The 26,315-nt window shown below is 53.6% G+C and carries 27 protein-coding genes; 20 read left to right on the top strand and 7 right to left on the bottom strand.

Annotation, left to right across the window (positions count from 1 at the left end):
- Nucleotides 1-101: 101 nt before the first annotated feature.
- On the bottom strand, nt 102-620 hold the full coding sequence (locus C5Y96_RS12145) for a dihydrofolate reductase family protein (RefSeq protein WP_158261202.1): 519 nt from the start codon (nt 618-620) through the stop codon (nt 102-104).
- Nucleotides 621-737: 117 nt separating this feature from the next.
- Nucleotides 738-2,516, bottom strand: coding sequence for a hypothetical protein (locus tag C5Y96_RS12140; protein ID WP_105353566.1), 1,779 nt, complete (start codon nt 2,514-2,516; stop codon nt 738-740).
- A 224-nt stretch (nt 2,517-2,740) separates the two neighbouring features.
- Between C5Y96_RS12140 and C5Y96_RS12135 the strand changes: the two genes are divergently transcribed.
- The 14 genes from C5Y96_RS12135 (at nt 2,741) to C5Y96_RS12065 (ending at nt 16,546) form a co-directional block, all read left to right on the top strand.
- A complete protein-coding gene (locus C5Y96_RS12135; RefSeq protein ID WP_105353564.1) occupies nt 2,741-2,941 on the top strand; it encodes a hypothetical protein in 201 nt (66 codons plus the stop codon).
- A 526-nt stretch (nt 2,942-3,467) separates the two neighbouring features.
- Entirely contained in the window at nt 3,468-3,992 is a 525-nt protein-coding gene (locus tag C5Y96_RS12130) for a DUF3592 domain-containing protein (RefSeq protein WP_105353561.1), read from the top strand.
- 10 nt (nt 3,993-4,002) lie between these two features.
- Nucleotides 4,003-4,518: a DUF3592 domain-containing protein gene (locus tag C5Y96_RS12125; protein ID WP_105353559.1), complete on the top strand. Its 516-nt coding sequence runs from the start codon at nt 4,003-4,005 to the stop codon at nt 4,516-4,518.
- Nucleotides 4,519-4,698: 180 nt separating this feature from the next.
- Nucleotides 4,699-5,562, top strand: a complete 864-nt coding sequence (locus C5Y96_RS12120) for a universal stress protein (RefSeq protein WP_105353556.1) — start codon at nt 4,699-4,701, stop codon at nt 5,560-5,562.
- Nucleotides 5,563-5,600: 38 nt separating this feature from the next.
- Nucleotides 5,601-5,810 carry a hypothetical protein gene (locus C5Y96_RS12115; protein ID WP_105353554.1) on the top strand — a complete coding sequence of 70 codons (210 nt, stop codon included), beginning with the start codon at nt 5,601-5,603 and terminating at the stop codon, nt 5,808-5,810.
- Nucleotides 5,811-5,987: 177 nt separating this feature from the next.
- Entirely contained in the window at nt 5,988-6,833 is an 846-nt protein-coding gene (locus C5Y96_RS12110) for a hypothetical protein (protein ID WP_105353551.1), read from the top strand.
- Nucleotides 6,830-7,978, top strand: coding sequence for a cysteine desulfurase family protein (locus C5Y96_RS12105; protein WP_105353548.1), 1,149 nt, complete (start codon nt 6,830-6,832; stop codon nt 7,976-7,978). Before C5Y96_RS12110 ends, C5Y96_RS12105 begins: the two co-directional genes overlap by 4 nt.
- Nucleotides 7,979-8,005: 27 nt before the next feature.
- Nucleotides 8,006-8,632, top strand: coding sequence for a tetratricopeptide repeat protein (locus C5Y96_RS12100; protein WP_105353545.1), 627 nt, complete (start codon nt 8,006-8,008; stop codon nt 8,630-8,632).
- A 249-nt stretch (nt 8,633-8,881) separates the two neighbouring features.
- The gene (locus C5Y96_RS12095) at nt 8,882-9,964 is read left to right on the top strand and encodes a DnaA ATPase domain-containing protein (protein WP_105353542.1); all 1,083 of its coding nucleotides are present in this window, start codon (nt 8,882-8,884) and stop codon (nt 9,962-9,964) included.
- A gap of 425 nt (nt 9,965-10,389) precedes the next feature.
- Nucleotides 10,390-11,505 (top strand): DNA polymerase III subunit beta, encoded by a 1,116-nt coding sequence (gene dnaN, locus C5Y96_RS12085; protein WP_105353537.1) that lies wholly within the window; start codon nt 10,390-10,392, stop codon nt 11,503-11,505.
- A 72-nt stretch (nt 11,506-11,577) separates the two neighbouring features.
- On the top strand, nt 11,578-11,892 hold the full coding sequence (locus C5Y96_RS12080) for a DUF721 domain-containing protein (protein ID WP_105353535.1): 315 nt from the start codon (nt 11,578-11,580) through the stop codon (nt 11,890-11,892).
- Nucleotides 11,893-12,087: 195 nt separating this feature from the next.
- Nucleotides 12,088-14,658 (top strand): DNA gyrase subunit B, encoded by a 2,571-nt coding sequence (locus C5Y96_RS12075; RefSeq protein ID WP_105353533.1) that lies wholly within the window; start codon nt 12,088-12,090, stop codon nt 14,656-14,658.
- Between the two features lie 111 nt (nt 14,659-14,769).
- Complete coding sequence (locus tag C5Y96_RS12070) at nt 14,770-15,513, top strand: hypothetical protein (protein ID WP_105353530.1); 744 nt, start codon at nt 14,770-14,772, stop codon at nt 15,511-15,513.
- Between the two features lie 25 nt (nt 15,514-15,538).
- Nucleotides 15,539-16,546, top strand: a complete 1,008-nt coding sequence (locus C5Y96_RS12065) for a nucleoside hydrolase (RefSeq protein WP_158261201.1) — start codon at nt 15,539-15,541, stop codon at nt 16,544-16,546.
- Nucleotides 16,547-16,635: 89 nt separating this feature from the next.
- Here the strand turns inward: C5Y96_RS12065 and C5Y96_RS12060 are convergent, their stop codons facing one another.
- Together C5Y96_RS12060 and C5Y96_RS12055 are read right to left on the bottom strand one after the other, a co-directional pair.
- A complete protein-coding gene (locus tag C5Y96_RS12060; protein ID WP_105353524.1) occupies nt 16,636-18,060 on the bottom strand; it encodes a hypothetical protein in 1,425 nt (474 codons plus the stop codon).
- Nucleotides 18,061-18,531: 471 nt separating this feature from the next.
- The gene (locus tag C5Y96_RS12055) at nt 18,532-19,461 is read right to left on the bottom strand and encodes an NAD(P)H-binding protein (RefSeq protein WP_105353521.1); all 930 of its coding nucleotides are present in this window, start codon (nt 19,459-19,461) and stop codon (nt 18,532-18,534) included.
- 106 nt (nt 19,462-19,567) lie between these two features.
- Between C5Y96_RS12055 and C5Y96_RS12050 the strand changes: the two genes are divergently transcribed.
- Together C5Y96_RS12050 and C5Y96_RS12045 are read left to right on the top strand one after the other, a co-directional pair.
- Nucleotides 19,568-20,158: a DUF1990 domain-containing protein gene (locus C5Y96_RS12050; protein ID WP_105353518.1), complete on the top strand. Its 591-nt coding sequence runs from the start codon at nt 19,568-19,570 to the stop codon at nt 20,156-20,158.
- 200 nt (nt 20,159-20,358) lie between these two features.
- Nucleotides 20,359-20,931 (top strand): superoxide dismutase family protein, encoded by a 573-nt coding sequence (locus C5Y96_RS12045; protein ID WP_199188687.1) that lies wholly within the window; start codon nt 20,359-20,361, stop codon nt 20,929-20,931.
- A 91-nt stretch (nt 20,932-21,022) separates the two neighbouring features.
- On the opposite strand, the gene aroE is transcribed toward C5Y96_RS12045, so the two are convergent.
- Entirely contained in the window at nt 21,023-21,871 is an 849-nt protein-coding gene (gene aroE / locus C5Y96_RS12040) for a shikimate dehydrogenase (protein WP_233198933.1), read from the bottom strand.
- A 129-nt stretch (nt 21,872-22,000) separates the two neighbouring features.
- Between aroE and C5Y96_RS12035 the strand changes: the two genes are divergently transcribed.
- The 4 genes from C5Y96_RS12035 to C5Y96_RS12020 all read left to right on the top strand — a co-directional run bounded on the left by C5Y96_RS12035 (nt 22,001) and on the right by C5Y96_RS12020 (nt 25,168).
- Nucleotides 22,001-22,774, top strand: a complete 774-nt coding sequence (locus tag C5Y96_RS12035) for a hypothetical protein (RefSeq protein WP_105353513.1) — start codon at nt 22,001-22,003, stop codon at nt 22,772-22,774.
- A 100-nt stretch (nt 22,775-22,874) separates the two neighbouring features.
- On the top strand, nt 22,875-23,618 hold the full coding sequence (locus C5Y96_RS12030; RefSeq protein WP_105353511.1) for a hypothetical protein: 744 nt from the start codon (nt 22,875-22,877) through the stop codon (nt 23,616-23,618).
- Nucleotides 23,619-23,644: 26 nt separating this feature from the next.
- Nucleotides 23,645-24,385 carry a hypothetical protein gene (locus C5Y96_RS12025; protein ID WP_146115635.1) on the top strand — a complete coding sequence of 247 codons (741 nt, stop codon included), beginning with the start codon at nt 23,645-23,647 and terminating at the stop codon, nt 24,383-24,385.
- A 3-nt stretch (nt 24,386-24,388) separates the two neighbouring features.
- Nucleotides 24,389-25,168: a hypothetical protein gene (locus C5Y96_RS12020; RefSeq protein WP_105353506.1), complete on the top strand. Its 780-nt coding sequence runs from the start codon at nt 24,389-24,391 to the stop codon at nt 25,166-25,168.
- Here the strand turns inward: C5Y96_RS12020 and C5Y96_RS12015 are convergent.
- On the bottom strand, nt 25,101-25,928 hold the full coding sequence (locus C5Y96_RS12015; protein ID WP_315850646.1) for a class I SAM-dependent methyltransferase: 828 nt from the start codon (nt 25,926-25,928) through the stop codon (nt 25,101-25,103). The two genes, C5Y96_RS12020 and C5Y96_RS12015, sit on opposite strands and share 68 nt — an antisense overlap.
- A 5-nt stretch (nt 25,929-25,933) precedes the next feature.
- Nucleotides 25,934-26,272 (bottom strand): hypothetical protein, encoded by a 339-nt coding sequence (locus tag C5Y96_RS12010; RefSeq protein ID WP_105353503.1) that lies wholly within the window; start codon nt 26,270-26,272, stop codon nt 25,934-25,936.
- Nucleotides 26,273-26,315: the final 43 nt, after the last annotated feature.

Raw genomic sequence — 26,315 nt, 5'->3', positions numbered from 1 at the left:
AGTCGGCAACGGCTGGAGAACCAAATCAGGGAATGTTTCTGGCAAACGGGGATCGTTAGGCGGGCAGCGTTAAGCTGTAACGACGGCTGGCGATAGCACTACTATCGCAATACATCGTAATCGATCTGCACGAGACCTTGTCCAAACGTGTGCGAATGTTTCACCCTTAGTCGCGTGTCGCGACCAATATGGGAAACCAGTGGCAGGCCCTCTCCCAGCAGAATTGGCTGGACGAACACCTTCAGCTCGTCGATCGCTCCGACATGCAGAAACGACGCGGCCAGTTGTCCGCCACCAACCAGCCAGACATCTTTGCCTGGCTGTGAATGAATCCAACGGACGAAGTCCGACACCGGCTGTCGAACCACTTCCGCATGTTGGCATTGCAGTAGCTTGCGCGAGAAGACGAAGTTCTTCTTCTCGGCATAGGGGTAAGGGCCAAAAGTTAATACCTGTTCGTACGTGTTGCGGCCCTGGACGACAGAATCTATCGATTCGAGGAAGGTCGCGAAACCAAAGTCCTCGTTCCCCTCGGCTTGAATAAGCCAATCGATGGCTCCATTGGGCCGTGCGATGAATCCATCCAGGCTGGCCGTGACGAAATAGACGATCTTTCTCACAGAATCTCTTCTCCTTGAGCGCTGTGTCTTACAGACGCATCGGAAACGGGTGCAGCGAATCCTTGAACGCTCACTACGTCCGCTGGGAGAAACGGTTCGGCATGGCTGGATGATTGTCTATCGCATCGGCGACATTGGATTAGAGGTGCTAGCCTTGGGTGTTGGAATTACCAACCGTTGAGGATAGTTTTTTACCTGGGCAAGTTCCCAAGTGCTGCTGGATTGGCTAGACCTCATTATCAAGGTAGGCCAGCGGTCATCAAGGATGGAAAAAAAAGCTGGACCAAGATAGAAGCCCAAATAGTCATGCAACTGCATGTGTTCAGAGCCTGCTAAAATCGCTCCTTCGGCTTTGCCAGTTGTGGGATTGTGAAGCGTGAGATAGTCAATTGCAATGGCCGAAGTAAATTCATTCGATGTGATACCGGAAAGAAATTCTTGTTGAGTGAGAAATCGTCCTTTCTCTTCGCGCTGACTTTCTAACATTTGGACTGCTTTAACCAATTCGAGACGCCCATTGTGTTGATAGCGAATTTGAACCGCGAGATACACATGGCTCGAAAATCCAGAGGTCATCAACCAGGCCTCGTCCAGGTCCCACATGGCAGGAAACACGGACTGTAGTGTTACGTTAAATGGATCAGTTGAACCATCGAACGCTTGATTGATTTGATCTTCCAAAAGTACCACGCATTGGGGTGTATGTTCCTGGTAGATGATTCGCTCGGCCATGCGTCTGTAAGTTTCACGAAAGTTGCGTTGTTGGCCTGTCTGTTCTTTCAACAAAGCATCAATCGACGAGACGACGTGTTGGCTTAACTGCCGTTTCAAACTCCTGCGTAGGCTTGGGTTCGTATCACCGATACTGGTTAGCATTTCCTGATACACGTCGTCCGGGACAGGGCTCACATGGCCTAAGAAGGCTTGAAATACGAGATACCGAAACTCTTCGATCTGGACAAAGGTAAATGAATCTTCAATCCGTTTGTCCAAAGATTGTGTCGCCATTGCCCGCAGTAGTTGTAGGTCTTTCAGGGCAGAGTCGTTGTCGCCTTGATGGATTTGAGCTAGCGCATGGACGGCTGCAAACCGGGCGACTTGCTCGTTCCAGTGACGGTACTCCAATCCGTCGACGAGCACGCTGCTGCGTAGTTTCAAAAACTCCTTCTCATGTCGGTCGACATATTCGAGTACTTGCGATGTTTGTGGGAAACCAGGCAGGAAGATTTTCAATAGATAGTAATCTCGACGATCGATCTTCGTGGGAACCGGTTGGATTTGGACCTTTGCCTCTCGTTCGGCTTTAAGAACCCAATCCGGCGAATCGTCCTCCAATAGCGCTAACATCAGAGCATCGTGAACCAGGGCAGCGTCATTCTGCAAGCGCGGGGCAACGTCTTCCTGAACCTCGAGTATGACCTGGTATTTCGCACGCAGGCTGGCAAGGCGCTGCTGCGCGCGAAGATCGGCTAGAAAGAAAAGTGTGCAGGCAATCGTCAGCACCAAAGGGCCTGCGACGACAAGCTTCCAGCCCCTCCAACTTTTCGCACTTTGCTGACGGTTTCCTTCCTCGTCTTTACGCGGCCACAGACCGGCCACCGTGCCGACCAGGATTCCCAAAATAAAACCACCGCATGAGGTGACAATCATGAACTCGTAGACGACCTCCAACATGCCAAAGATCGTGACGCCGTATCTAAAAAGGAGGTCTGCTCGATGTTTACTTGGATTAAAAGCAAAGCTTGCCACGATTGCGGGCAGGACGATACCCACAGTAATTAAAAAGACCGCGCCTACCAGCTTCCAGCGAAGCTTCAAAATAAGCATGGCGATACTGAAGCCGACAATCGCCCAGGCAATCGCAAATAAAGTTAGCAGAATGAGATAAGCGCTCATGGGGTGAGCTGGCGTGGGGTTTGAAGGTCGAGAAGAGCAGGGGGCATTGCGGTTGAATTTAGAGCAAAACCGCAATTCGGGCGAGTAAAAATCGGATTAGTTTTCATCTTTTACTCGGGATATCTGATGCAATCAAAGAGGGGGCTTTGCGGAAGTTCGCCTGATAGATTAAACCGGAGTATAGAGGCATCATTCCTGGTATTCCCTATCAAAGGAGATACGTTATGGACGGTCTTCATGCATTAGGATGTAGCAGCGCAATCGCAGCCGCGAACGAAACGTTCGATTCTGAAATGAGTCGTTTGAAGCAGTCGCTCACCCATGCCACCTCGGTGGAAGAAGAAGCGGCAATTGAACAGCAAATGCGCGAATGCGAATCGCGCCATCGCGACCTGCTTTCGTCCCTTCAGCGATCTCTTTCTTAGCGCAAACTGTTCGACTGCTTATTGTCGAGAGAAACTACTTGAGGACAACTTTCAGGTCGTCCTTCTTGTTTCTTGTATGGTTGAAACGGATCGTGTTATTTGCTCCATACTTTCCAGGCCCAATACCCGGTCACGGCAACAGACGTGAATGCGTAAACACAACAGACGCTGGCGGAAAGCAGAGACAAAAACATCGAATCACCTCACAGCATGATTTGGGGAAACGCATAAGAGGACGATCCTGGTAGTTCGCCGCTCTTGCTCCTTGGAGACATCTGTGCTGGGGATAGGTGACATCTATTTTTTCGGCGAAGGGCCTGTACCCGTCATTAATTGACAAACTGGACCCCAACCTGCCACCAGTGAGGGGACGACGCTATCTTCGTCATAACCGGTATCTTTCACCGTTTAAGCAGCAACCGGACCTAGGGAAGTTCGAAATTCAGGCAACCATTTCCTGTTTTGAGCGACCTTTACCAAGAGAGCAAGCCGGCTCTCCTTTAGCTGTCTTTCTCCGAGTGGTTTCATGTCTAAACTCTTCACGTCCCTGATTGTGCTGCTATTTGTAGGATTCGGTGTGGCCTTTCTGGGGTATGGGATTTACCAACTGGATCAGGCCAGCCGAACCACGCAGTGGCCAGCCGTCCGTGGTGAAATCCTTGAGTGCAAACTACGCTCGCATACCCACGATCATAAAGAGACGTGGGCCTGCTATGTGAAGTACGCCTACGACATCGACGGGCAAATTCACGAAGGGGACCGCATCGCCTACGGCTACGGCGGCACCAATAACAAGAAGATGCACTCAAACCTGCAAAAGAAGCTCAGTCGGTCTCGCTATGTTCGCGTCTACTTCGACCCAGGCAACCCGGGAGAAAGCACTTTAGCAACCGGCATCCATCGCAGTGCTTATATGCCGGTCCTCTTTGGTGGTGCCTGGTTGGCGTTTTGCGGTGGCATCTTTTCGTTGATTTACTTCGGGGGTTCTATCAAAAAGATTCCCGAGCGTTTGGCCCGGATAAATCATCGATCCCTGAATCTCGTTCACTAAGAGGCTGACCATGTCGAAAGAAATCATTGCAATGCTGGTGATGGGTGGTTTCAACTTGATTGGATTGTTGATCGTCGGCTACGGTTTGCGAGACCTCTATCGTGCCTGGCAGACATGCTCGTGGGAGAAAACCGCAGGACGCCTGATCGAAGCATGCATCGACGAGAAGACGCGTACCAACAATAAGTCCCATCGGAGCGTGTTTGAAGTCAAAACGACCTATACCTACGACGTGTGCGGACGCCCATTTGAGGGGACCAGTATTGCCCCTAGCTACATCCCGACCAGTGAGCAGAACGATCACGAAAAGCTGCTCAATACCTTGAAATCTCTCCCAAGTTTGAACGTCTATTACGATCCACTCCGCCCCGAGAAATGCACCTTAGTACCTGGCGTCGATGGGGGGACATTTGCTCTACTGACCATCGGCATCATGTGGCTCGCAGTCACCTTAGGAATCACCGGCATGATCTTCTTGATACAAGGGGGCGATCCCGATTTGATTCAGAGTATCTCGATGGGTTAAGTCGGTTAATCTGCCCACGAATCCCCTACCTGAAAATCGTTTCGTGAGCCATCCCGAGGCACCGCCGGCAATGCTACAATAGAAAGTAGGTGGCGGACGTTTGCCGGTCGATGGAAAGCGACCATCCGCTGAGCAATCTTACACCGGTCTAAGCCGACTATTGGGGAAGGAAACAGTATCATGATTCGCAGCGCACTTATTGCCCTGGACAATTCTCCCTCCAGCAAGACCGCATTAGACATGGCGATCTCCTTCTGCCAGCGCTACGCGGCCCGCAACGAAGGTAAGACCGATATCATCCATTTGTCCGGCGTTGCCGTGGTGGATATCCCCGGCATCAAAGCACCCACTAGCTTGCCCATTGGGGCTGGTGCCTATAAGAAGCAACGAGATGACACGCTGATTTCCGAAGCGAAAGAACGTGCCGAAGAGATCCTGGGCGAATTCGAATCTCGCTGCAACGAAGCCGGGATTCCGCACACCTCCATCGGCAGCGAAGGCCTTCCGTACGAACAGATTGAACGCCATGCACTGCGTCACGACGTCATCTTGATCGGCCGAGATACCAATTTCCACTACGAAACCAGCGAAGACGTGGGTGCCACGGTTCGCAAACTGTTGGTCGACAACGCCCGACCGGTGATCGTATATCCGCAGAAGATGCCGGACAATCACCGAGTTGTTATCGCCTACGACGGCAGTGCCACCGCGGCACATGCCTTGCAGATGTGGACCCTCCTGGAGATCCGCGGCCCGCAAACTGAGGTTCATGTCGTCAGTATTTCCGACTCGGAAGATAAAGCTACACCACGCTTGGAAGAAGCGGCCCAGTTCCTCAAATTCCACGGAATCGATGCACAGTTGCACTTTGTGCCCAAAGAACGCCGCGTCGTGGAAATGTTGGCCGAGAAGGTGAAGGAACTAAGCCCTCGAATGGTCATCCTGGGGGCGTACGGTCGGGGCGGATTCAAGGAAACCATCTTCGGTTCGTCGACGAACAAGATGCTGGAAACAGCCAATTGCCCGCTATTTCTTTATAAGTAATTGCACGACCGAAACTCACGAAGACAGGCTTTTACCGCATGAGACGTCAACTTGGATTCGGAACTCGCCGCGGCCAAATCCCCACCGGGACCATTCTCATGCTGGTAGGGGCGATGGATATTTTGATGGCCCTGGGACTCTGGTTTTTCCTGGGCCAAGGGGACATGGTCTTTACCCTCTTCTTTGCCTTTATCGGCCTTTCCGGGCTGGGTATGATCGGCTTTGGGTTCATGCAAAACCTGAAATAGGCCGTAGCTCTCATGCCAAAGCGGCAGGAATCTCGTCAACGACGTCGGCAGATACTACACTAAGGGGGTCGGGAACTCGGTACCGAATTCTCCTATTTCAGCCCACTTTCATTGACGGCGTCTGCTTTGAGTCCAGCACCTCATAGTTCTGCACCTGCTGCTTCCCAAAATCAGACGATGATGCGTGTCTTCATCATCGTGGTGATTGTGCTGGTAATTGTCGTTATTGGCGGAACGATTCTGCTTGGTACGTCGAGCCATTCCGGCGAACAGTTTTCGCCTGATGGTTTCCAGCGTCGCCGATTCAGCTACTACGAAGCGCTGGGCATGCGGCTCACAGCGACCGATTACTTCAACAACACCGGCAATCTCGAGCTCAACCTCGTTAAAAACAAGTGGATTACGTCCACCGGCAGAAAGCCGAAAGACAAAGATTGGGTGACCGTATCGATGCTCACCCAAGGCACCTTTTACCAGAGTGACGCCGCGATCCTGATCGATTATCTCGAAATGTCGAACGCAACCGGGGCGATCGACCTCGATCGTTGGAACCAAGCCAACCCTGGTTACGCGGCCGTCATGTGGCCTGAGATTCAGAAAGTGGCTGAAGGGAACATGTACATCCTGATCCCCGACATCCTGCATCACATGTTGGATTTGAGCCGGCAGAAGAATAATCCACTGCCCCAGTCCTGGCTCGCCCAGGAAGATAAAACAGCGGCTCCCCCGGATGATCTAACGAAAGAAGAGAAAGCCGCCGGCGAGACTCGTCAGAAAACAATCGGCCAGCAAAGTCTCGATCCGTTCCTGGTTCAGCTGTATTTGACGGCGGGAAAAGCAGCTCAAGATGCCGAACAAACCAAGCGGGCACGTTTTTGCTACGAGCAAGTCCTTCGGTTAGCCCCAGGCACCCAAGAGGCACAGCAGAAGCTTGATCAGCTACCTGCTGTTGCCGAGGAAGAACCGGCCGAAGAAGAGGCTTCCGTCGAAAATGAATCGCCGGAAGATGAATCTAAAAAGTGATTTACGTCGACAACAACGCGACGACGCCCATGGCCGTGGAAGTCGCCCAGGCCATGAGCCAAGCCTACGAGTCGGCCTTCTTCAATCCTTCCAGCCAACATCAAGCCGGCCAAAAAGCACATCGTCGCCTAGATGATGCCCGAGAAACAATTCTCAATTTACTCGGCGCTGAAACGACCCGGTTTGCCAGCGATCGGTTGGTTTTCACCAGCGGAGGAACGGAAGCTAACAATCTGGCACTGTTCGGTCTGGGTAAGGAAACAAGCGGTCAGGTCATCATCTCGGCAATCGAGCATCCCAGCGTTTCCGAAGCTGCCGATCAGTTGGCCGCACGCGGCGGGAAAGTTCGTGTCCTGCCGGTCGATGGAAATGGTGTCGTCCAGTTCGCGGAGTTGGATCGTTGGCTTGTCGAACCAACGCGAATAGTAAGCGTCATGCTGGGGAACAACGAGACCGGTGTCCTTCAGCCAATTCGAGAAATCGCCGCAATTTGTCGTGATCGAGACGTTCCTTTGCATGTCGATGCCGTGCAGGGAATTGGCAAAATACCCGTAAATTTCCGTGAATTAGGGGCCTCAGCGATGACGCTGACTCCGCATAAGTTTCACGGTCCACGCGGAATCGGGGCATTGGTCCTCAACGATCGCGTGACGCTGAATCCCAGTATGTTTGGCGGCTCACAACAACTTGCCATGCGGCCAGGCACCGAAAGCGTGGAGTTGGCAATCGGCTTCGAACGAGCCTTACAACTCGCCATCGAAACGTTGCCCGAGGCCGGCCCGAACATGCAAAACTTACGTGATCGCTTGGAAGCGCTTCTCACCGACCTGATTGGTGCTGACCAAATTGTCATCATCGGGCGAGATGCACCGCGTCTTCCGCACACTTCAAACATTGCATTCCCAGGCATCGATCGCCAGGCGTTGGTAATGGCATTGGACATGGCAGGAGTCGCCTGTAGTACAGGCTCCGCATGTGCTAGCGGGTCTTCCGAGCCATCCCCAACACTGATCGCGATGGGCCTACCGGAAGGTGTCATCTCTGGCTCAATTCGCGTGAGTTTGAGTCGCTTCACGACCGAGCCAGAAGTCGATGAGGTCGCAAGTCGTATCTCCCAGTGTGTAAAGCGGTTACAAAAAAGTTAACCTTCCTTCTGCGAAGAGGAATCGAGGATGCGGTTACGAGATGCCTTGCTACGACATCCTGATACACCGTTTTTCGCTCGTTATGAGGGACTTGAAGAAGATACGGACGACAATCAGGACGATCCGTCGAACTGGGAAGTCGAGCCAATTGATTCGCCAATACTGCGGGAATCAGAGACGAGTGATTTCTTCATCGTTCGAGCCAAGCACATTCTTCCCGACGGAACCATTCACGATTGCTACATCAATCTGATGTTGCCAGAACGCGTGAGCGACTTTGTTTACGTCCTAAACGATGGCGAACTGAGCACTTGTTATCACCACGAAGTCGCCGGTGAAGTGATTTGTGCCGTACCGATTGATGCGTACGGCGACTACGAACTCTTTTATTCCCGAATAGCGCCCGATAGTGGAATCAAAATCTTGAAGAAGGGTCTCGAACTGGCCGATCAGAAGTCTTATATCGCAGAAGACCTGGGATACATTCTTCGCGATGAAAATCGCATGGCAGAAGCGGCCGAAATGTTCCAGATATCGGCCAACGAAGAGCCCACATCCCCATATATCTACTCGGAATTGGCGGCTTGCTATCAAGCCATCGGAAAGCTCGATCTCGCGAGCCAATACGAGGCCTTGTTGCGCAAGTCGACCTAATACACTGACGAAAACGTATCTCTTTTATTTGCAAAAGGTTACAGCGTTTTCAAAACGTTCTAAAATCGTCTCCCATGGCTAGTTTTCCCTGTGGAAAACCTCTATAATCTAGGCTTGGTAGATCGAACCTTCGGGATCGCGCCCTTGGTGGCTATCTGCCGCCCCTTTGGGGCTTAGGAGATTGCATTACGCGAACTCTGCCGATTGAGCTTTTCCCCGTTGTCTGACAGACACACAGACGGAGTTTCGGTGGTTACGGAGATCATCACCATTGCCTTGCCTTGGGTCCGCCAAGAGGACCCCGCCTACAATGGATCGATAAAACGGTCCATTGAGGGACTGCGCCCCTTTGTGGCAGGGCCTGAAAACCGCATGATTCAATCGGCGGTCGAAGCATTGAAGCACGACGCTTCGCAGTTCTCGCCGGTCGTGATCTACGGCCCTAGCGGTTCCGGCAAGTCGCATTTGCTGCAAGGCCTCACAGGCGTGCTCGTCGAGAAGGAACCTGACCTGAAGGTTCTCTCCGTAACCGGCAGCGATTTTGCCCGCGAGTATGGCAATGCCCTGCGACAAGAAACGGCCAGCAAGACGCGCACCGAGTTCTTCGGAACCGATGTACTGGTCATCGAAGACCTGCACGAACTGTTGCACTTCCCGTCGATGCAGCAGGTGCTTTTGCACTTGCTCGACGAACTGGAACGACGCGGTGCCGCGGTCCTGGTTTCATGCCGCGAAAACCCAATTGGCATGGAAGGGTTCTCGACCGAACTTCGCAGCCGTTTGTCGGCTGGTTTGCTGGTTCCGGTCGTATTGCCAGAGCAGGGAACCCGCGAAGTCCTGATCCAGGGGATCGCGACACGACACAACCGCCAAATCACCAAGATGGCCGCTCAGAAGCTGGCCGCGGCATTTCCGCATGGTCTGCTGCAGCTCAGCGGAATTGTGAACCGACTGATTGCTCAAACGGCGGCTAACCAAGTCATCGATACGTCGGTCGTCGACTCGCTTCTGGAAAGTGAGCACAACACGGCCAAAGTCAGTCTTCGTAACATCGCCAGCATGACGGCCAAGTACTTTCGCGTGAAGGTCGCCGACATGAAGGGGAGTTCACGGCGGCAAAGTATCGTTCAGGCCCGCAGCGTCGCTATGCTGCTGGCTCGGCAACTCACGGAAGAAAGCCTTAAAGCGGTCGGAAAACATTTCGGAGGCCGCGATCACACCACCGTCATGCATGCGGTGAGCAGTATGGAAGCCAAACTCAAGAAGGATGTCGCTTTGAGAGAAGCCGTACTCGAGCTGCGAGAGAGCATCTTGCAGCGCAGTGCGGTGTGAACCTCAGAGTGTGAATTTCGAAGCGGACCTCTCTGGTCTCCTCGCAGCTGAGGAAGAAACGGTGAGGGGCTTTGAAGAAGGTAAATGGATTAGCGAGGGTACCACTGGCACCCTGACTTTTCAGTCAAACACAGAAGAGGTAGTGGAAAAGGTGTTGGTTTTGTGTGCAAGGATGTCGACATCGTATCGCTTATCGACGCCACTTCAAACGACCAACACCGCTAGCGAACTTGTCGACGCTCAAGTGACAGGAAAACAACGGCTTATCGCCAAGTTTTTCACAACTCGACCAGCTTCGTTTGATTCGAAGATAACCGAGCGAAACGCACCTGAGAGATTACTTGTCGACAGCTCGCAGCGTCCCCTTACTACTACTACTCTTTCGAAAAACTAATAAGAAGACATTTGTTGGATTAACGAGCTCCATGAAAATCACTTTCGATCGCGAGAAGTTTCAGACGGCATTCCAGACGGCGGCCATGGTGGCACCTAGCCGTAGTCCCAAGCCGATCCTGCAAAACGTCAAACTCGACGCCACCGAAAAGGCCACCATCTTGATGGCTACCGACATGGAAATCGGGGTTCGCATCGAGGTGGAAGGCATTGAAGTCGAGCAGCCTGGCAGTATCGTTTTACCGGTGGCCCGGTTTGGTTCTATCTTGAAGGAGGTTCGCGATGAGCGACTCAGCGTGCAGCGGGAAGAATCACGGACAGTCGTGCAAGCCCAGCACAGTAAGTTCACATTGTCGAGCGAAGATCCCGACGAGTTTCCCACCGTGCAAACGTTCGCCGAGGGTAAGTACCATGAAGTATCGGCTCGGGTTCTCAAAGAACTGATTCGCCGTACCCTCTTCGCCACCGATACCGAAAGTGGCCGCTACGCACTGGGTGGTGTTCTGTTGGAACTGGGCGAGAACAGCATCACCGCGGTGGCAACCGACGGTCGCCGATTGGCCAAGATGGAAGGACCTGCCACGCAGGTCGAAGGTCACGGTAATACCGACGCAATGACGATCATCCCTTCGCGTGCGATGCAGCTGATCGAACGCAGCCTGACCGATCTGGACGCGACGGTACAGATCGCTTCCCGCACCAACGACGTACTCGTCAAAGTTGGCCCAGCCACGATTTATGCCCGCCTGGTCGAAGGGCGTTTCCCGAAGTGGCGCGACGTGCTTCCCGAAAAGCGCGAAGCGGCCCATATCGAGATGTCGGTCGGGCCAGCGTATGCCGCCCTTCGTCAGGCAGCCATTGTGACGTCCGACGAGAGCCGTGGGATCGACTTCACGTTCGGTCACGGTTCGATGGTCCTTTCCAGCAACACGGCCGAGGTGGGCGATTCTCGCGTCGAGATTCCGATTCCGTACGACGGTGAGAATGTCGAGATCACGATGGATCACCGCTTCGTGGCCGACTTCTACAAGGTGCTGGGTAGCGAAAGCAATTTCACGCTCAATATCCAAAACGCCGAAAGTGCTGCCCTATTCAGTACAGACGACAACTATGACTATGTCGTCATGCCACTGGCACGCGATCGGTAAGCTTTGCCAATCAGTGAGGATGTAGGTTAGGTCTCGACCTGGCCCGCGAAAGAGATAAACGGAATTACCAACATGAGCCAGCGTCAGCCAGGCAAGTTGCAATCGATCAAAGGAACCTTGGCCCAGTTGATGGTCCAAAAGGGTTATGCCCAGGTTCAGACGGCCGATGCCACACAAAAGGCCTGGGATGTCGCTGCCGGCGAGCGACTGGCCGAACATAGTGTGGCTGGCAATGTACAGCGTGGCACTTTGTTAGTCATGGTCGCCAATTCGACGATCAGCCAGATGATTAGTTTCCAGAAGCCCAAGATCCTTAAGTCGCTGCAAGAGCAACTGCCGGATCACGGGATCACCGATTTGAAAATCAAAGTGGGACGGATTGACTAAGATCCCACTGGTTCCCTCGCCCCCGAGGGGAGAGAGTTAGGTTGAGGGGCTTTTGAGTGTGCGATGTCACTTCGCCCAGCAACTGCTCTATGACCCAAGCTAACCAATAATAATTCACCTCGTTAACCGAAACAGTTAACCCCTAACCCTCCCCCTCAAGGGAAAGGGGACCGGAAAGAGAAACGAAAAGCGAATATGACCGAACCGAACGAACCTCAAGATCAACCGACTGGGGACATCGAAAACAAGGAAGCCGCACAGCAGGCCCAACAGGCCAAGGCCAAATCGGAATACGGTGCGAGCGATCTCGAGCACCTTTCTGACTTGGAACACGTCCGCGAACGTCCGAGTATGTACATCGGCGACCGTTCTACGCGTGGTTTCCATCATCTGGTGTACGAAGTGGTCGATAACTCGATCGACGAAGCGATGGCTGAGTTCGCTTCCAGTGTGATCGTGACCGTTCACAACGATAACTCGGTCACGGTGGAAGACGACGGCCGTGGTATTCCGGTCGATCGCCACCCGCAGCTTTCCGAACAAGTCGGCCGCGACGTCTCGACCCTGGAAGGGGTGATGACCGTTCTGAAGTTCGGCGGCAAGTTCAGCAAAGGGGCCTACCAAACCTCAGGCGGTCTGCACGGCGTGGGTGTGACCGTGGTGAACTTCCTGTCCGAGTGGTGTGAAGTCGAAGTCTATCGCGATGGTTTCGTCTGGCAGCAGGAATACGAACGGGGCGTTCCCCAAGGTCCGGTTCAAAAGGGTCAGGCAACCAAGAAGCGTGGCACCAAGACCACCTTCAAGCCTGACAGCCAGATCTTCAACGTCAGCAAGTTCAATCACGACACGCTGGCAAAGCGTCTGCAGGAACTCGCTTTCTTGAACAAAGGCGTGAAGATCATCTTCATCGATGACCGCACCCAAGAGAGAGACGAATTCATCTACGAAAAGGGGATCATCGAGTACGTCGAGCACCTCAACCGTGCCACCAACGCGCTACATCCAGACGTGATCTTCCTAAGTGGTGTTACCGAAGGGGTCGGTTACGAAATCGCTTTGCAGTACAGCGAAGAGTACACCGAAAACCTCCATTCCTACGTGAACAATATCAACACGCACGAAGGGGGTACGCACGTCTCGGGTTTCAAGACAGCCCTCACGCGTACGCTGAATAACTACGCCAAGAAGGAAAGCATGATCAAGGATCTCGCGCTTTCCGGCGACGACTTCCGCGAAGGTTTGACGGCGATCATCAGTACCCGCGTGCCAGAACCGCAGTTCGAAGGGCAGACCAAGACCAAGCTGGGTAACAGCGAAGTCGAAAGCTACATCAACTCGGCGTTCGGCGAGTTCATGACCAAGTACCTGGAAGAGAATCCCAAGGTCGCCAAGATCATCATCCGCAAGGCTTTGCTCGCCGGTCAGGCCCGCGAAGCGGCTCGTAAAGCTCGCGATCTACTGCGTAACCGCAAGGATGCCCTCAGCGGTGGCGGCTTGCCCGGCAAGCTGCGCGACTGCATCAGCAAAGAGATGGAGAAGTGCGAACTGTACCTGGTGGAAGGTGACTCGGCCGGTGGTTCGGCCGAAGGGGGACGCCTGCGAGATTTTCAGGCTATCTTGCCGCTGCGAGGTAAGATCATCAACACCTACAAGGCCCGAGAAGACAAAGTGCTGGCCAACGAAGAAGTTCGCAGCATGATCCAGGCCATTGGCGTGGGTATCGGGCAGGACCAGGACATCAACAAGCGTCGGTACAACAAGGTCGTGATCATGACCGATGCCGACGTCGACGGTTCGCACATTCGTACGTTGCTGTTGTCGTTTTTCTATCGCCAGATGAACGAACTGGTTGCCGGCGGGCACGTCTACGTCGCCCAGCCGCCACTGTTCCGCGTGGTGAATAAGAAGAACGTCTGGTACGTTCAGACCGAAGAAGAGATGAAGAACCAGTTGCTGGACAACGGTCTGGCGGATTGTGCTTTCGTCGACGAGAACGGAGACGTCATCGAAGGCGAGAACATGGAAAAGCTCTGTCGGGCACTCGCTCCGCTGGAAGAAGCGATCGTCGCTTTGGAACGCCGCGGCATTGGCCTCAAGATTCATGCCGTACGTCAGGACCCAGTCAGCCAGAAGTTGCCGGTCTTCCACCTGGTGATGGGTCGCGAAGAACATTGGTTCGCCACCAAGAAGGAACTCGATACGTACCTCACCGAACGCGGACTCGATGCCGAGCCAGACACCCAGATTCCTGATGAAGGGGAAGTAGTCGACGGCCAGGTTATCGATGAAGAAGCTTCTTCCAATGGTCAACCGAAGGAAGAAGAGTCCGCAATCGATGCCCCGCACATTGCTGAACTGCATGAAGTGCGAACGATCAACATCAAGCTGGGCGAGATCGCTGATCTCGGCTTCGATATCCAGTCGCTGATCCCGCAGGAACGTACCGGCAGCACCGAATCGCGTTATAAGCTGCGTCGCGGTGAAACGGAAACAGGCCTCGAAGACTTGCGTGGTCTTTTGACGGCTGTTCGTTCGGCCGGTGAACGTGGCCTGCAGGTAACTCGCTTTAAAGGTCTGGGTGAAATGAACGCGGAAGAACTTCGCGAAACGACCCTCGATCCGCAAAACCGAACGCTGATGCAGGTCACCATGAGCGACGCTTCCGCCGCCGACGATATGTTCCGTATCTTGATGGGGGACAAGGTTGAACCTCGCCGCGAGTTCATCGAGAAGCACGCGTTGGAAGTACGCAACCTGGACGTCTAATCGAATCGATTTGACACCGCTCGACGGGAAAGAAATGATAAGTGAGCCGATACGATCGGCTCCCTTTATTTGTGCCCTGAAGTGATTCCTAACTCAGTTGAGAAACCTCTAATGAACCGCATTGTGTTGTCGGTGATGGGCTTATTGTTGCTGACCTCAGCCATCGCTAAGGCAGAGGATGAACCGGTGTTGAGTTTCACCCCGGCCGAGCTTTACAAGCAAATCCGCGACCTGGGCTACCAGGAGATGAAAGAAGCCACCGAAGGGAAATGGATTGAAGTCACCGGCAACGTCATCTACTACGCCCACGATACGAGTCTTAAACGAATCACCGCCGCGGTCGGAACCAAGGAGGATTACATCCACTGTGGGATGTCGTCGGCGGACGAAGCTTGGGGCAAGGCAAACATCGGAGACAAGGTAACCGTCCACATGCGCTGGTCGACGCAGAATGGCCTGCACGGTGGCAAGTTTGTTATGGTGAAAGGAGGCCCGCCTCCTACGATTGAAGCTGCCGATTTGATGAGCCAGCTGAAACGTAATCGACGTGCCGCGCTGAAGAAGTTTCAAGACAAGTATTGCCTAGTCACCGGTAAGATTGCCAAGCACGATGATATCCCCGAAAAGTTCGACGATCTACATCTGCGAAGTATCGACTTCACCATGCTTCAGGGGCTGAAAGAGATACCAATCACGGTTCACTTCAGTCATGTCGATGTTTCGGCCCCTAACTCGCTCGAAGAGAACGACGAAATAACAGTGCTCGGGAAAATCAGAATTACCGACCCTCCCGTCAAAGGCGATCCCTACCCTGTGCATCTGGAAGATACCTCACGGGTTGATGGGGACGAGTAAAGCACATCTAAATTGGACTGAAGCAATGGCTTGTTTCCGCTTAACACTTGTCTGTCTGATTGGTTGGTTTGGTATGGTGAACTTGACCCATGGGCAGGTCCCACCCAAGATCATCTTCGATACCGACATGGATAGCGACTGCGACGATGCAGCTTGCCTGGCGATGTTGCATGCTTTAGTCGATCGCGGTGAGATCGAACTGCTGGGGACAATGATCTCGGCCAAGCATCCATGGTCGGCGGCCTGTACCGATGCGATCAACACGTACTATGGTCGACCTGATCTGCCAATTGGCGTTCCCAAAGGTAAGGCTGGCATTCAGCAAGGGTCGAAATATGCCGAGCAGATCGCCAAGGAGTTTCCGCACGATTCTCCCAAGTATGAAGATGTCCCCGACGCGACGAAGCTATATCGCCAGATCCTCTCAGCTCAGCCGGATCATAGCGTGACGATTCTGACCGTGGGGGACCTGACGAATCTTCGCTATCTGATCGAGTCAGAAGGGGACGACATCAGCTCGCTGTCAGGCAAGGAACTCGTACAGCAAAAGGTCGCTCACTGGGTATGCATGGGAAGTCGCTACCCGGCCGATCTGGATCCAGGCAAGTGGGGCAACTTTAAACCCGATGCCGAGTCGACTTTCAGGGCGATTGAGAAGTGGCCAACCAAGATCACATTTACCGGCGGAGGTAAATTCGCCGAGTTGGTTTCAACTGGAAAGCGTTTGAACGAGGTTCCCCAGAACAATCCAGTCCGCCGCGTTTACGAACTTTACTTCGGCGGCAAGGTGAAAGATCGCCACAGCGCCGACCAGATCTCCGTCATGGTCGCGGCCCGCGGGACAGGGTATCCTTGGAAGCTCGTTACCCAGGGACATAATCACATCTTTGCCAATGGAACGCACCAGTGGCAAACCGATACGGATGATTCCAAACATCAGTACATCTCGGCTCTGGCCGAAGGGGTCGATCCGGCAAGCGTGATCGATTCATTCAACCAGTTGATTCTTCATCAGCCAGAAGAGCGGCCTTAGATCGCTCGAAGCAAATGAGCGGTCGGTCCATGAAAAAAGGCCCAATCTTGCGATGGGCCTTCTTTTGATAACCAACCTGAAACGTTCGATTACAGCTTCGGTTGACCGGTTGGGTCTTCGTCGCTGGGGGACGTGGTCGACTCGTCCTTGGTTGCCTTTTTATCCGCCGTAGCATCTTCTGCTTCTTCCTTGCTCGGAGCCGGTGGCGGTTCCGCAGGAGTCACGATGCTCTTCTGGATAATCGTTGGCGGCTTTTCCACCACGCTGCTTGGAGCAGCCAGAGTTGGCGAAGGTGCAGCCGGTGGCAGGATCACACGGTTAGCCGAGGTTGCCGGGGCAACATAAATCGGATTGCCGAACGAATCCAACGGAATACGCATAGTCACCGTTCGCGGAATGCGTCGAGTATACGTGTACTGAACCTGCTTCGGAACCAGCTTGGTTTCCGTCACTGTGTTCGTTTCGGTGACCCACTTCTGGACCTGCACTTCGTACGGTTCGACCCGTTGTTCGTAGACCATTTTGGTCGTGCTGACAGGAACTTTACGAACGACTTCTTCCTGAACCCAGTCGCAGTACTTCACGGTGACCATGTTCTCGACCCGTTCCGTCACAGGCTTTTGAACGGTAACCGGAATCTGTTCGACTTGCTGGACTTGTTCGTAGCGAGTCACGTTGAACGGGATTCGGTTTACCTGAACTTCGTCTTCGTAACGAATACGCTGAACAGGTACTTGCTGTGTGACCTGGGTAGGAACCATCTGGGTGACTGGAACCTGCTGAGCCACAACGTTCGGAACGTAATTGGTCACGTTACTGACGGTGCCAGGGCGTTGTTCGGGAATCCAGTGCAAACCACCGCGGTTGGTTTCCAATTGACCAGTCGTCGGATTGACGAAGGTTTGGCTTTGGACCCAACGCAAACGGTTACGTGTGGGACCAGGCGTGTAGACCTGCGTGGTCTGGTAACCACCTTGGTCGACATACTGAGTCTTGCAGACGGTTTGCGGCTGGTACATCGTGACCGTTTGATTCTGTATCACGGTTTCCGTGATAGGACGACGCACGACCGTTTGTTGATCGTAGAATTGCGTTTCAGTCACCGGGCGGAGAACCGTGTTCACCTGTTGGCGCATTTCCGTTTCGGTGACCATACGGGTCCGATTGAAACTGCGATCTTCAACGCGTTCGCGCCAAACTGGCTTCATCACGGTGAAGCGTTCTTCACGCTCGGAAGTTTCGACGACCGGTTTTGCAACGGTCACGGTTCGCTCACGGCGTTCAGTTTCCCAAACGGGGCGATAGGAGGTGACCTCTTTGGGAACTTCAACGCGCTCGTATTCCGTCCGATAGGCGGTTACAGGCTGTTCCTCATAGACGGTCTGAGTGACGATCTTGTACGACGGACCGCATCCGCCGCACTGCGCCAGTGATGGCGTCGGCGCGATACTCATGCCCACAACGCTAAGCAGCGCCGGAGCGACAAGTACCTTCTTAAGATGAGCGAGTTTCATGGTTCAAGTTTCCTGACCAAGTTGGTTATCGAATACGACCACCGAGGCCTATCCGCCGACGAAATCCTTCTCGCTCCAGATCGGTTCTACTCCCTTAAACGGGGCGCCTCTTCCACGCGTGTGAGTCTTATTAGACTCGCAAAAATCGTGCTGCCTGGCAAACATAAAAGTTTACCACCATGATCGTTTTCCGCTGGAAAAGCATACCTCATCTAGTCTTACATCAAACAAAATTCTTTCAAGATTTCGTTTCGAATTGCCGACGAACTAATCCTCTTTTTTGGCAAAGTGATCCTATTAGGAAAGGTTGCTACCAGCTAGCTTAACCAGAAGGAAAAGTTGCCCTAATGCAACGTTCAAGTGAGCTGAACGTTTCTCAACCGCCACGAGTGTTGCGAAATCGAAACATCAGAGGGAGGTTTCGGTCCCAAGCCGTTCATTTTCATTCCCACGAGCCGCTCAAGCTGCCAGCTATGCTTCTTGTTGGACAGCCTGACGAATTGCTTCCTGAGTGGTCATTGGCTGGTGCGAAAAAATAGTGCGGGCCCGATCGTCACGCACGACAGTTGGGTTGCGAAGCCCTTCGATCAAGTGCCGACCGACCTCGGCACTGGTAGGCGTGACCAGCCCCAGCCACAGGCTTGAAAGGTACGGCGTCAGTAGTGGCACGCGGACTAAGATACGCGTCAGGTTTCGCTCTTTCGCGTACATCTGAATCAGTCCACCATAGGTGACGACGTCTTGGCTGCCGATCTCGAAGACTTCGCTTTTCTCGGTGGGCAGTTCAATCGATTCATGCAGGTATGCCAGCACGTCTTCGGTGGCGATAGGCTGCGTCGGTGTTGATAGCCATTTCGGACAAATCATCATTGGCAGTCGCTGCGTCAACGAACGAATGAGTTCGTACGACAAACTGCCTGGGCCAAGCACGACCGAAGCGCGCAACTCGATGGTGGGCACACCACTGGCTTGAAATATCTGACCCACCTCATGGCGACTTCTCAGATGGGGCGAAAGCTTCGAGTCGGCATCATCCCCCAGGCCTCCCAGGTAAACAATCCGCGAGACGCCTGCCTCTTTGGCCGCGGCTGCGAAGTTCTCGGCCGCAATGCGATCCTTCTTTTGAAAGTCAGCCCCATACCCCAAACCGTGGATGAGATAGAACGCAACGTCGACCCCCTGCAAGCAGTTTTGAAGGGAAGGAGAGTGCATTACATCCCCTTGCGAGACTTCCACTTGATTACAGAGTGTCTCATCTAGCCGGCTCGGATCGCGTACCAGGCAGCGGATGTTGTAGTGAGGTAGAATTCGGGGGATCAGCCGGCTTCCCACATACCCAGTCGCTCCGGTTACGAGAACCGTTTTCCGTCGGTTGCTGGGGGGGTGATCGTCAGAGGTCATTTCGTCGTTGGGTATAATTCGGGCCGATCGATGTTGTTTGGGTTTCGATTTTACGGTTCAAGCTGTTACCTCGGAAGTATTGTCTCAAAGACCCTTTAGAACCGCAATGTTTCGCTTTCATTCACCTGATGCTACGTCCGTCGAACGGTTTATCAAAAGCCAGTGCGAGCGGAAGTACTCTTACTGCCATCAGGGGAAAACGGCAGGCACTCCCCCAAAAGGTTTTCAGATTGACCATACTCGCGTGAAGCTTGGGTATGGCATTGAAGTCTTCGAGAAGGCCAAAGAGGCCCTTGGTAAGTGGCAACAGTTTGAACTGGGCTGGGTCGTTGCCAGGCCAACCACCACTACGATCCGCGAAGGAGAAACGGTATGTGTGATTGGTAAAGCGGCTGGCCTCTATTGGCTTAATGCGGCGCGAATTGTGTACGTGATCGACGATCGGCTGAATACGCCTAAGTTTGGCTTTGCGTACGGGACATTGCCTGCCCACATGGAAATGGGTGAAGAACGCTTCCTTGTCGAAATGGATGAGTATGGGGACGTCTGGTATGACATTCTGGCCTTTTCACGACCGAAACGGTGGATCGTCTGGCTGGTCCAACCGTACATGCGGAAACTACAAAAACAGTTTGCTCGTGATTCTGCGACCCGAATGAAACAGCTGGTACTTGAGAAAGTGCAGCAAGCTGCCTGATGTTTCACTAGCCCAAGTGTCGTGCATGTTCTTTCGGTGAGGGCTTTCAGTGGTCGACAAAGTTTTCATCCTTGGTGGAATGGGTTCATCCAATACGTAACAATAGGCGCAAGTACTCATTCAAGAGTGATGACGTCGGTAGAACCGTTCTCGCCGACCGAAACAATAAGCTCACCGCCCCCGCAGGAGAAGACAGCAAGATGAAATCGACCATTCTGACTCTAAGCATTCTGCTTTTGGCAATTCCTGGCCTGGCTATGGCCCAAGACGAAGGTGCTAAGGAAGAAAAAGAACACGCACATGAGCATGCCGCTGAAATGGTTAAGATGCCCACCAACGCGGTTGCCGTCTTGGCTTCCACCAGCGGTAGCGACGTAAAGGGCGTCATTATGCTGAAGCAGGAAGATGGTTACGTACACCTGACTGGTAAAGTGATCAATCTGAAACCAGGCGAACACGGCTTCCATATCCACGAGTTCGGTGACCTGACCAAGTCGGACGGAACCGCCGCCGGTGGTCACTTCAATCCTGATGGTCACGAACATGGTGCCCCTAGTACTCATAGCCATGTCGGTGACTTGGGTAACATCACCGCCGACGATAAGGGCGAAGCTAAGATCGATATCAAAGCCGAGGGTTTGAAGCTGCACATCGTGCTGGGACGCTCGCTCGTCGTCCATGCCGATGCCGACGATCTGAAGAGCCAACCATCCGGCAATGCAGGTCCTCGCGTTGGTGTTGGCGTGATCGGCATTGCCAAGCCTAGCGAGTAAGCGAATATGAAAGATAAGACCGAACGATCGTGATTGTTCGGAATGATTCGAGCGAGGCCCTGGTAAATGTCAGGGCCTCGTTTTTATGGGACTAGATACCTAGATACTCTTCCAAAGCTTCTCGCATGACAGCCGGATCGGGGTCGATACCGGTCCAGATCTTGAAACCGATCGCGCCTTGATTGACCAGCATCCCCAGGCCATCGATCGTCTGACATCCGGCATCTTGTGCCGCTTGCAAGAATGCGGTTTCAGGCGGATTAAAGATCACGTCGGCCACCAACATCGAATCGCGAAACGTGTCGACATTGACCGGAACCATGGCCGAAGCATCGTTCAATCCGATGCTTGTTCCATTGATGACCAGGTCGGCATCCTCAGGTAGTTCGTGCATTCCATTCCAAGGGATCCATTTCGACGCGATTCCCACGCGCTGCGAGAGAAGGTTCGCCAGATCGCGGCCGCGGCCGGCATCGCGATTGACAACGTCGATACTGGCAACCTTGTTCAGTCCCAACTCAACCGCAATCGCTCTGGCCGCTCCACCGGCACCCAGCAGAACTACCTTCTTCCCTTCCGGCTCCATGACTTCTTTCAGCGCCAAGACGAAACCTTTGCCATCGGTATTCTCGCCGACGAAGCCATCATCTTCGGCGAAAATACAGTTGACCGCCCCCATCAACTCGGCCGCTTCGGTCAATCGTTTCAGATGCCCAATGACGGCGACCTTGTGTGGAATCGTGAAGTTGCCCCCGTGAAAGCCCATGGCCTTCATGCCGGCCACGGCCGCGGGAAGATCTTCTGGGGAGACTTCCAAGGTGAGATATCGCCAATCCAAACCTGCTGCGGCAAACGCCCGTTCCATCATGAACTGAGATGGGTTACCAGCCACCGGCTGACCCATGCAACAGACGATTTCCTGAAGTGATTCGTGAGTCATTACGTGCGCGCGTAGGAAAATGCTGAGGGGGAATTGTCAGGCTCAATTTTGCCGGGCAGTGGAGTTTTTTGCAACGTGATCCTGCGACGAGAGCGTGCATTGGGTGCAATAAAATGCGATGCTTGGAAAATGAACCACCGCAGCCACAACCGAGCACCATTCTTCTTCGTACTTTTTACCGCATTCGTAGACTTCGTGCTGGCGGCGATCGTACACGATATAGAACAAGGTCCAGAGAGAATACTTTTGACTACCTGCATTCTAGGGCTTTCCCTAGCGCAGATGGCTCTTTGCCTGATTCTGATGATGCGGCATGTTGCCGCCTGGAAGATACCACTGGGTGGAGGTCTCGTTTCCCTGGCTTTCGGCCTGACAGTCACTATAGGTCCTTGGGCAGCCCCTTTCGATCGAATCGCTGTCGTCTTGCTTGCCACCTTGTTGTTTGGAATCGCGCCGCTTGCGATCTATCGCATAGTGTTCTTCGGTTTGCAGGTGCAGTTTTCCCTTTCACTTTTATTCGGCCTGATGACACTGGTGACCATTGCATGTGCCTTGGTCGTTCAAATCAATCCAGATTGGCAATGGTTTATCACTTATCTTTTCTTCTTCATCGGATCTGCCATCCCAATTCCATTGGCCGGGTCCATGCTCGTCGGCCCGCGTACCGCTTCGACTCCGAGGTATGTCATGTGGATGTCGCTATCGTTGGTGATCTCTATGATCATTGCGGTTACCTCCGAGCAATCGGTGAGCTCCGTTAGCTTGGTGGGACAAATCGGCGGCTACATGTCACTCTATCTGTTGATAGGCGGTGTCATCCTTCTGCACGACGCGAAGGTACGAATTCAGACCCTGCCCACGAAACCCGCTCCTGAGGAAGAAGACCCGTTCGCGGCCGACTAATAGGTTTAACCGGCACAAGCGTTAGTGCAGATTCCTTTTTCGTGAGAGGACAATTGCCGTAGCGTGTGCAATTGCTGCTCCCTCTAATCATGCTGGAGGGATGATTACTCCCGGACGATTTCTGCTTTCCCTTCTCGCCGTCGCCAGCATCTGCGTCGACGTGGCGCTTGCGGCGAACTTTGAAGGTGCCCAGCCTTCGGAAGCCTTGTTTGGCTGCATGTTGGGACTGATGCTGGGGCAAATTGGCCTGGTTGCAGCCGGCTGGATTCGTCGGCCCGACGCCTGGCCTGTCTGGTCGATTGCCATTCTGGGTAGTATTGGCCTGGGAAGTGCGTTACTGGCCACCCTCGAAAAGATTCCCCTGATGCACTGGGCGATTGTGCTGAGCGTGTTCGCGGTGCTATGTGTGGCCTTGCCGATGATTTACCGCATAGGTCGCCGCGAAGCGAAGTCGCAGTTTTCGTTAGCAGCGATCTTCGCGCTAACGACCGCTGCAACACTCGTTTGTGTCGCCGCATTACAAAGCGATTTCCCCTGGCACGAACTGCCTGTAGCGCTGCCTGGCCTGATGGTGTGGAGCTGCCCGACGATGGTCGTCGCGTTAACCCTTTCCGAAACGAAAGAAGACCGACAACGCCAACTGGTGATTGGCCTGGGGGCGATACTTGCTATCTCTCTGACGGCGGCGTGGATGTTGCCGGCACTGTGGAATCGCATGCCACTGGTCATTGCCTGGGAAAGCTTTTACCTGCTGATTGCTGGCATTGTCGCTGTTCAGGCAATTGCGAATGAAGAAGCAGTACTTGGCAAGCAAACCGAGTCGCCAACTATTTCGCAGCTTTAACGGCGCGGATCGGCTATGCTAACCGCATGGACCGGTCATCTATTCTTACGCCCCTGTTCATCTTTATAGGCATTAATGTTGCCCTGGATGCCGTCGTGGGGATCGCTGTTCTTACATGTGAAAGCAATCCAACGGAGACGGTGGGGCATTTTCTCTTCGCAGGGCTACTGTGGGGGCAGTTCGGTTTATGCTGTGGGGCACGGCTTCGATTTGAAGCGTTGCGGACCTATACCTACATCGGTATGTTTCTGATTCCCAGCATGGCGATTGGCATCTTCTGGCCGACCTTGGGGGTGCGTCGCGGTCACGAGTTCATCGCCATAGTCATGCTTACGGTCGGCTTCACGGCACTGTTTTGTATGGGACCTCGCTCACTGACTCAGTGGAAAGGCCTGGAGAATCGTTTTACGCTGCAACAAATGCTGGTAGGTACGGTCTTCATCGCGTTTGCTTGCGTGATCGCGATGCATCTGCAGTTCGCTATTATGGCTGGGTTCAGTATCTTGATGCTCGCACTACCGTCGGTGATCGCCAGCAACATACTGGTACGTGCCGATGGAATGATTGGCTACAGCTGGATGATGTTCGCCGGCATGTTGATCTGCTTCTTGTTTACCGCGATCGAACCAATGGCCGTCCCACTTTTCGGCATGTACATGGCACAAATCATGGTGCTGTGGGTGGGCGGGATCTTGTTGATTTCGACAGGGCAGGGGAGTGCCCGACGAGAAGTCGTGGGTTTGCCGGAAGACGAAGCCTTGAGTTAATCGATGGAAAGTAATCCGGCAACACGGGCGATCGCACGAATAGCCATTGCGTTTGTGATAGGCGACCTCTTGCTTGCTTTCATGATTATGTTCAAGCAGCCTGGTGAAGCGACCATCGTGGCAATTCTGATGGGAACGCTAATCGGCCAATTTGGATTAGGGTGCGCGGCAATTCTGCGGCACGAAACTTTGTGGGACGGGGCCGTTTGTTGGCTGTTCTTACTCGTTAGTGGTTCGGCGATATTGCCGGTGTTTTTTAATCAGGCCCACAATTCTGGGTATATCGTCTTATTCGCCCTGATTATCGCAGGCGTGAGCCTGGCAACGAATCTATTGCCTTGCATTACTTTACGGCTGATGACTTCCGGTGGCAGATTTCAGTTCTCTATCCTGCATATCATGCTGCTTATGACACTGGTGGGTGTGAGTATTCTCATCACTTCAGCGACTTATCTCTTCGTATTGTCGGCTATTGGCTTTGCACTCTTTCTATTGATTCCTTCGGCGATTGGCTGCCTACTGATCGGTTTGTTCTCGAAGAAGAGGACCTTACTTGTCACCATGACGTTGATAGCCATTTTGATCGGTGCCGGGTGGGCGATTTCTCCGCAGGGTGAACCGATTTGGCACTATCTTCTGGCGCAGACGCTAACCGTTATGCTGGGAGGCTACTTCATAACGCTGATAGAACTCAGATCAGTCAGCGATTCTGTTGTTAGCTCGGCAGCCACAGGGTCCCCGCTTCGGTCCGAGCTTGCTCCTGACCCACTCGACGGGCCTTGATCCGCACGTATGGGGCGATGTACTTGCTGCGGTCTTCGAAGGTGTTGGGCTCGGCGTCTTCTTTGGCGTGCAGTGGTTCAACCAGGTCTTCGATTACCATCCCTGCCCGGCAGATACCACCCAGCAGTTGATCCCAGCGGTGCAGATATTCAAGCGTGCCTTCTTCGCGATGTCGGCTACCGCGGACCTCGGGCAGGGGGCCGGTACGATAGTAAGGCTCGGTCAGTTCGTAGCCGCGTTCGCTCCGACGGACTTCGGCCTGCAGACTGGTGGGGGTCTTGTGCTGGCTGATGTAAATCCCACCGCCGCAGAGCACCTTGGCGACTTCGCGAAAGACCGGGGCGACATCCGGCACATAGCATGTCGCAACCGGGTGAATAACGATATCGAAGTCGGCCGGCGCGAACATCGACAGATCGTCCATCGACGCTTCCACGGTTCGCAGTTGCAGTCCACGCTCTGACGCGACGCGTCGATCGATCTCCAACTGAGCACCGCTGATATCGACCACCGTCACCGCGGCACCTGCGGCGGCATAAAGCGGCCCCTGACGTCCACCCCCGGCGGCCAGACACAAGACGCGCTGCCCATAGATGCTGGGGCCGAGCCACCCCCAGCGGTCGAGCGTTTTGAGCGGGTTCTTGAATTCCTCATCCTTCGCCGGCTGAGCAAACCGATGCCCACCCCGAGCCATCCGATCCCAGGCACCCTGGTTATGCTTCTTGGCGGGGGCATTTTCGTGTGGGGAAGGTTGGCTCATAGGTCCTATTCCGGTGTTTCACGGTAGTAGTTGCGGGATGTCGGCATTTGCAGCAGACCGACGATTATCCCGCATAACAGCAACGAGAGTAAGGTGATCGACAGATCGAACCAGGAGGCATACCACGCGAAAAGTTGAATCGTTCTGACGAAGAAAAAAAGCAACCCGATCAATGCCAGCGGTGTCACGATCCACCAGATAATTCGTCCCTGAATTTGCAACAGGATGCCGGTCGCGAGAATCAAACTCGCAAAACCCAAATCGACCATAGAGTCACCAAACATCCACGACACCATCATCACCAAAAAACACGACCACCCCGCCAAACGGATGGGCATCGGCATGCGAAGAAAGTGGAGGTAGTCCGGATCGATGTTTTTGGCACGC

Source organism: Blastopirellula marina, from assembly GCF_002967715.1.
In the GTDB taxonomy this organism is placed as follows: domain Bacteria; phylum Planctomycetota; class Planctomycetia; order Pirellulales; family Pirellulaceae; genus Bremerella; species Bremerella marina_B.
The sequence above is the reverse complement of the archived record's forward strand: the minus strand, read 5'-3'. Positions and strand labels throughout refer to the sequence as shown.

Coding starts and splice junctions, on each gene's coding strand:
- C5Y96_RS12140 (WP_105353566.1), bottom strand. CDS start 2,516: ATGAGCGCTTATCTCATTCTGCTAACTTTATTTGCGATTGCCTGGGCG.
- C5Y96_RS12135 (WP_105353564.1), top strand. CDS start 2,741: ATGGACGGTCTTCATGCATTAGGATGTAGCAGCGCAATCGCAGCCGCG.
- C5Y96_RS12130 (WP_105353561.1), top strand. CDS start 3,468: ATGTCTAAACTCTTCACGTCCCTGATTGTGCTGCTATTTGTAGGATTC.
- C5Y96_RS12125 (WP_105353559.1), top strand. CDS start 4,003: ATGTCGAAAGAAATCATTGCAATGCTGGTGATGGGTGGTTTCAACTTG.
- C5Y96_RS12120 (WP_105353556.1), top strand. CDS start 4,699: ATGATTCGCAGCGCACTTATTGCCCTGGACAATTCTCCCTCCAGCAAG.
- C5Y96_RS12115 (WP_105353554.1), top strand. CDS start 5,601: ATGAGACGTCAACTTGGATTCGGAACTCGCCGCGGCCAAATCCCCACC.
- C5Y96_RS12110 (WP_105353551.1), top strand. CDS start 5,988: ATGATGCGTGTCTTCATCATCGTGGTGATTGTGCTGGTAATTGTCGTT.
- C5Y96_RS12100 (WP_105353545.1), top strand. CDS start 8,006: ATGCGGTTACGAGATGCCTTGCTACGACATCCTGATACACCGTTTTTC.
- dnaN (WP_105353537.1), top strand. CDS start 10,390: ATGAAAATCACTTTCGATCGCGAGAAGTTTCAGACGGCATTCCAGACG.
- C5Y96_RS12080 (WP_105353535.1), top strand. CDS start 11,578: ATGAGCCAGCGTCAGCCAGGCAAGTTGCAATCGATCAAAGGAACCTTG.
- C5Y96_RS12075 (WP_105353533.1), top strand. CDS start 12,088: ATGACCGAACCGAACGAACCTCAAGATCAACCGACTGGGGACATCGAA.
- C5Y96_RS12070 (WP_105353530.1), top strand. CDS start 14,770: ATGAACCGCATTGTGTTGTCGGTGATGGGCTTATTGTTGCTGACCTCA.
- C5Y96_RS12065 (WP_158261201.1), top strand. CDS start 15,539: ATGGCTTGTTTCCGCTTAACACTTGTCTGTCTGATTGGTTGGTTTGGT.
- C5Y96_RS12060 (WP_105353524.1), bottom strand. CDS start 18,060: ATGAAACTCGCTCATCTTAAGAAGGTACTTGTCGCTCCGGCGCTGCTT.
- C5Y96_RS12055 (WP_105353521.1), bottom strand. CDS start 19,461: ATGACCTCTGACGATCACCCCCCCAGCAACCGACGGAAAACGGTTCTC.
- C5Y96_RS12050 (WP_105353518.1), top strand. CDS start 19,568: ATGTTTCGCTTTCATTCACCTGATGCTACGTCCGTCGAACGGTTTATC.
- C5Y96_RS12045 (WP_199188687.1), top strand. CDS start 20,359: ATGAAATCGACCATTCTGACTCTAAGCATTCTGCTTTTGGCAATTCCT.
- aroE (WP_233198933.1), bottom strand. CDS start 21,871: ATGACTCACGAATCACTTCAGGAAATCGTCTGTTGCATGGGTCAGCCG.
- C5Y96_RS12035 (WP_105353513.1), top strand. CDS start 22,001: ATGAACCACCGCAGCCACAACCGAGCACCATTCTTCTTCGTACTTTTT.
- C5Y96_RS12030 (WP_105353511.1), top strand. CDS start 22,875: ATGATTACTCCCGGACGATTTCTGCTTTCCCTTCTCGCCGTCGCCAGC.
- C5Y96_RS12025 (WP_146115635.1), top strand. CDS start 23,645: ATGGACCGGTCATCTATTCTTACGCCCCTGTTCATCTTTATAGGCATT.
- C5Y96_RS12020 (WP_105353506.1), top strand. CDS start 24,389: ATGGAAAGTAATCCGGCAACACGGGCGATCGCACGAATAGCCATTGCG.
- C5Y96_RS12015 (WP_315850646.1), bottom strand. CDS start 25,928: ATGAGCCAACCTTCCCCACACGAAAATGCCCCCGCCAAGAAGCATAAC.
- C5Y96_RS12010 (WP_105353503.1), bottom strand. CDS start 26,272: ATGCCGATGCCCATCCGTTTGGCGGGGTGGTCGTGTTTTTTGGTGATG.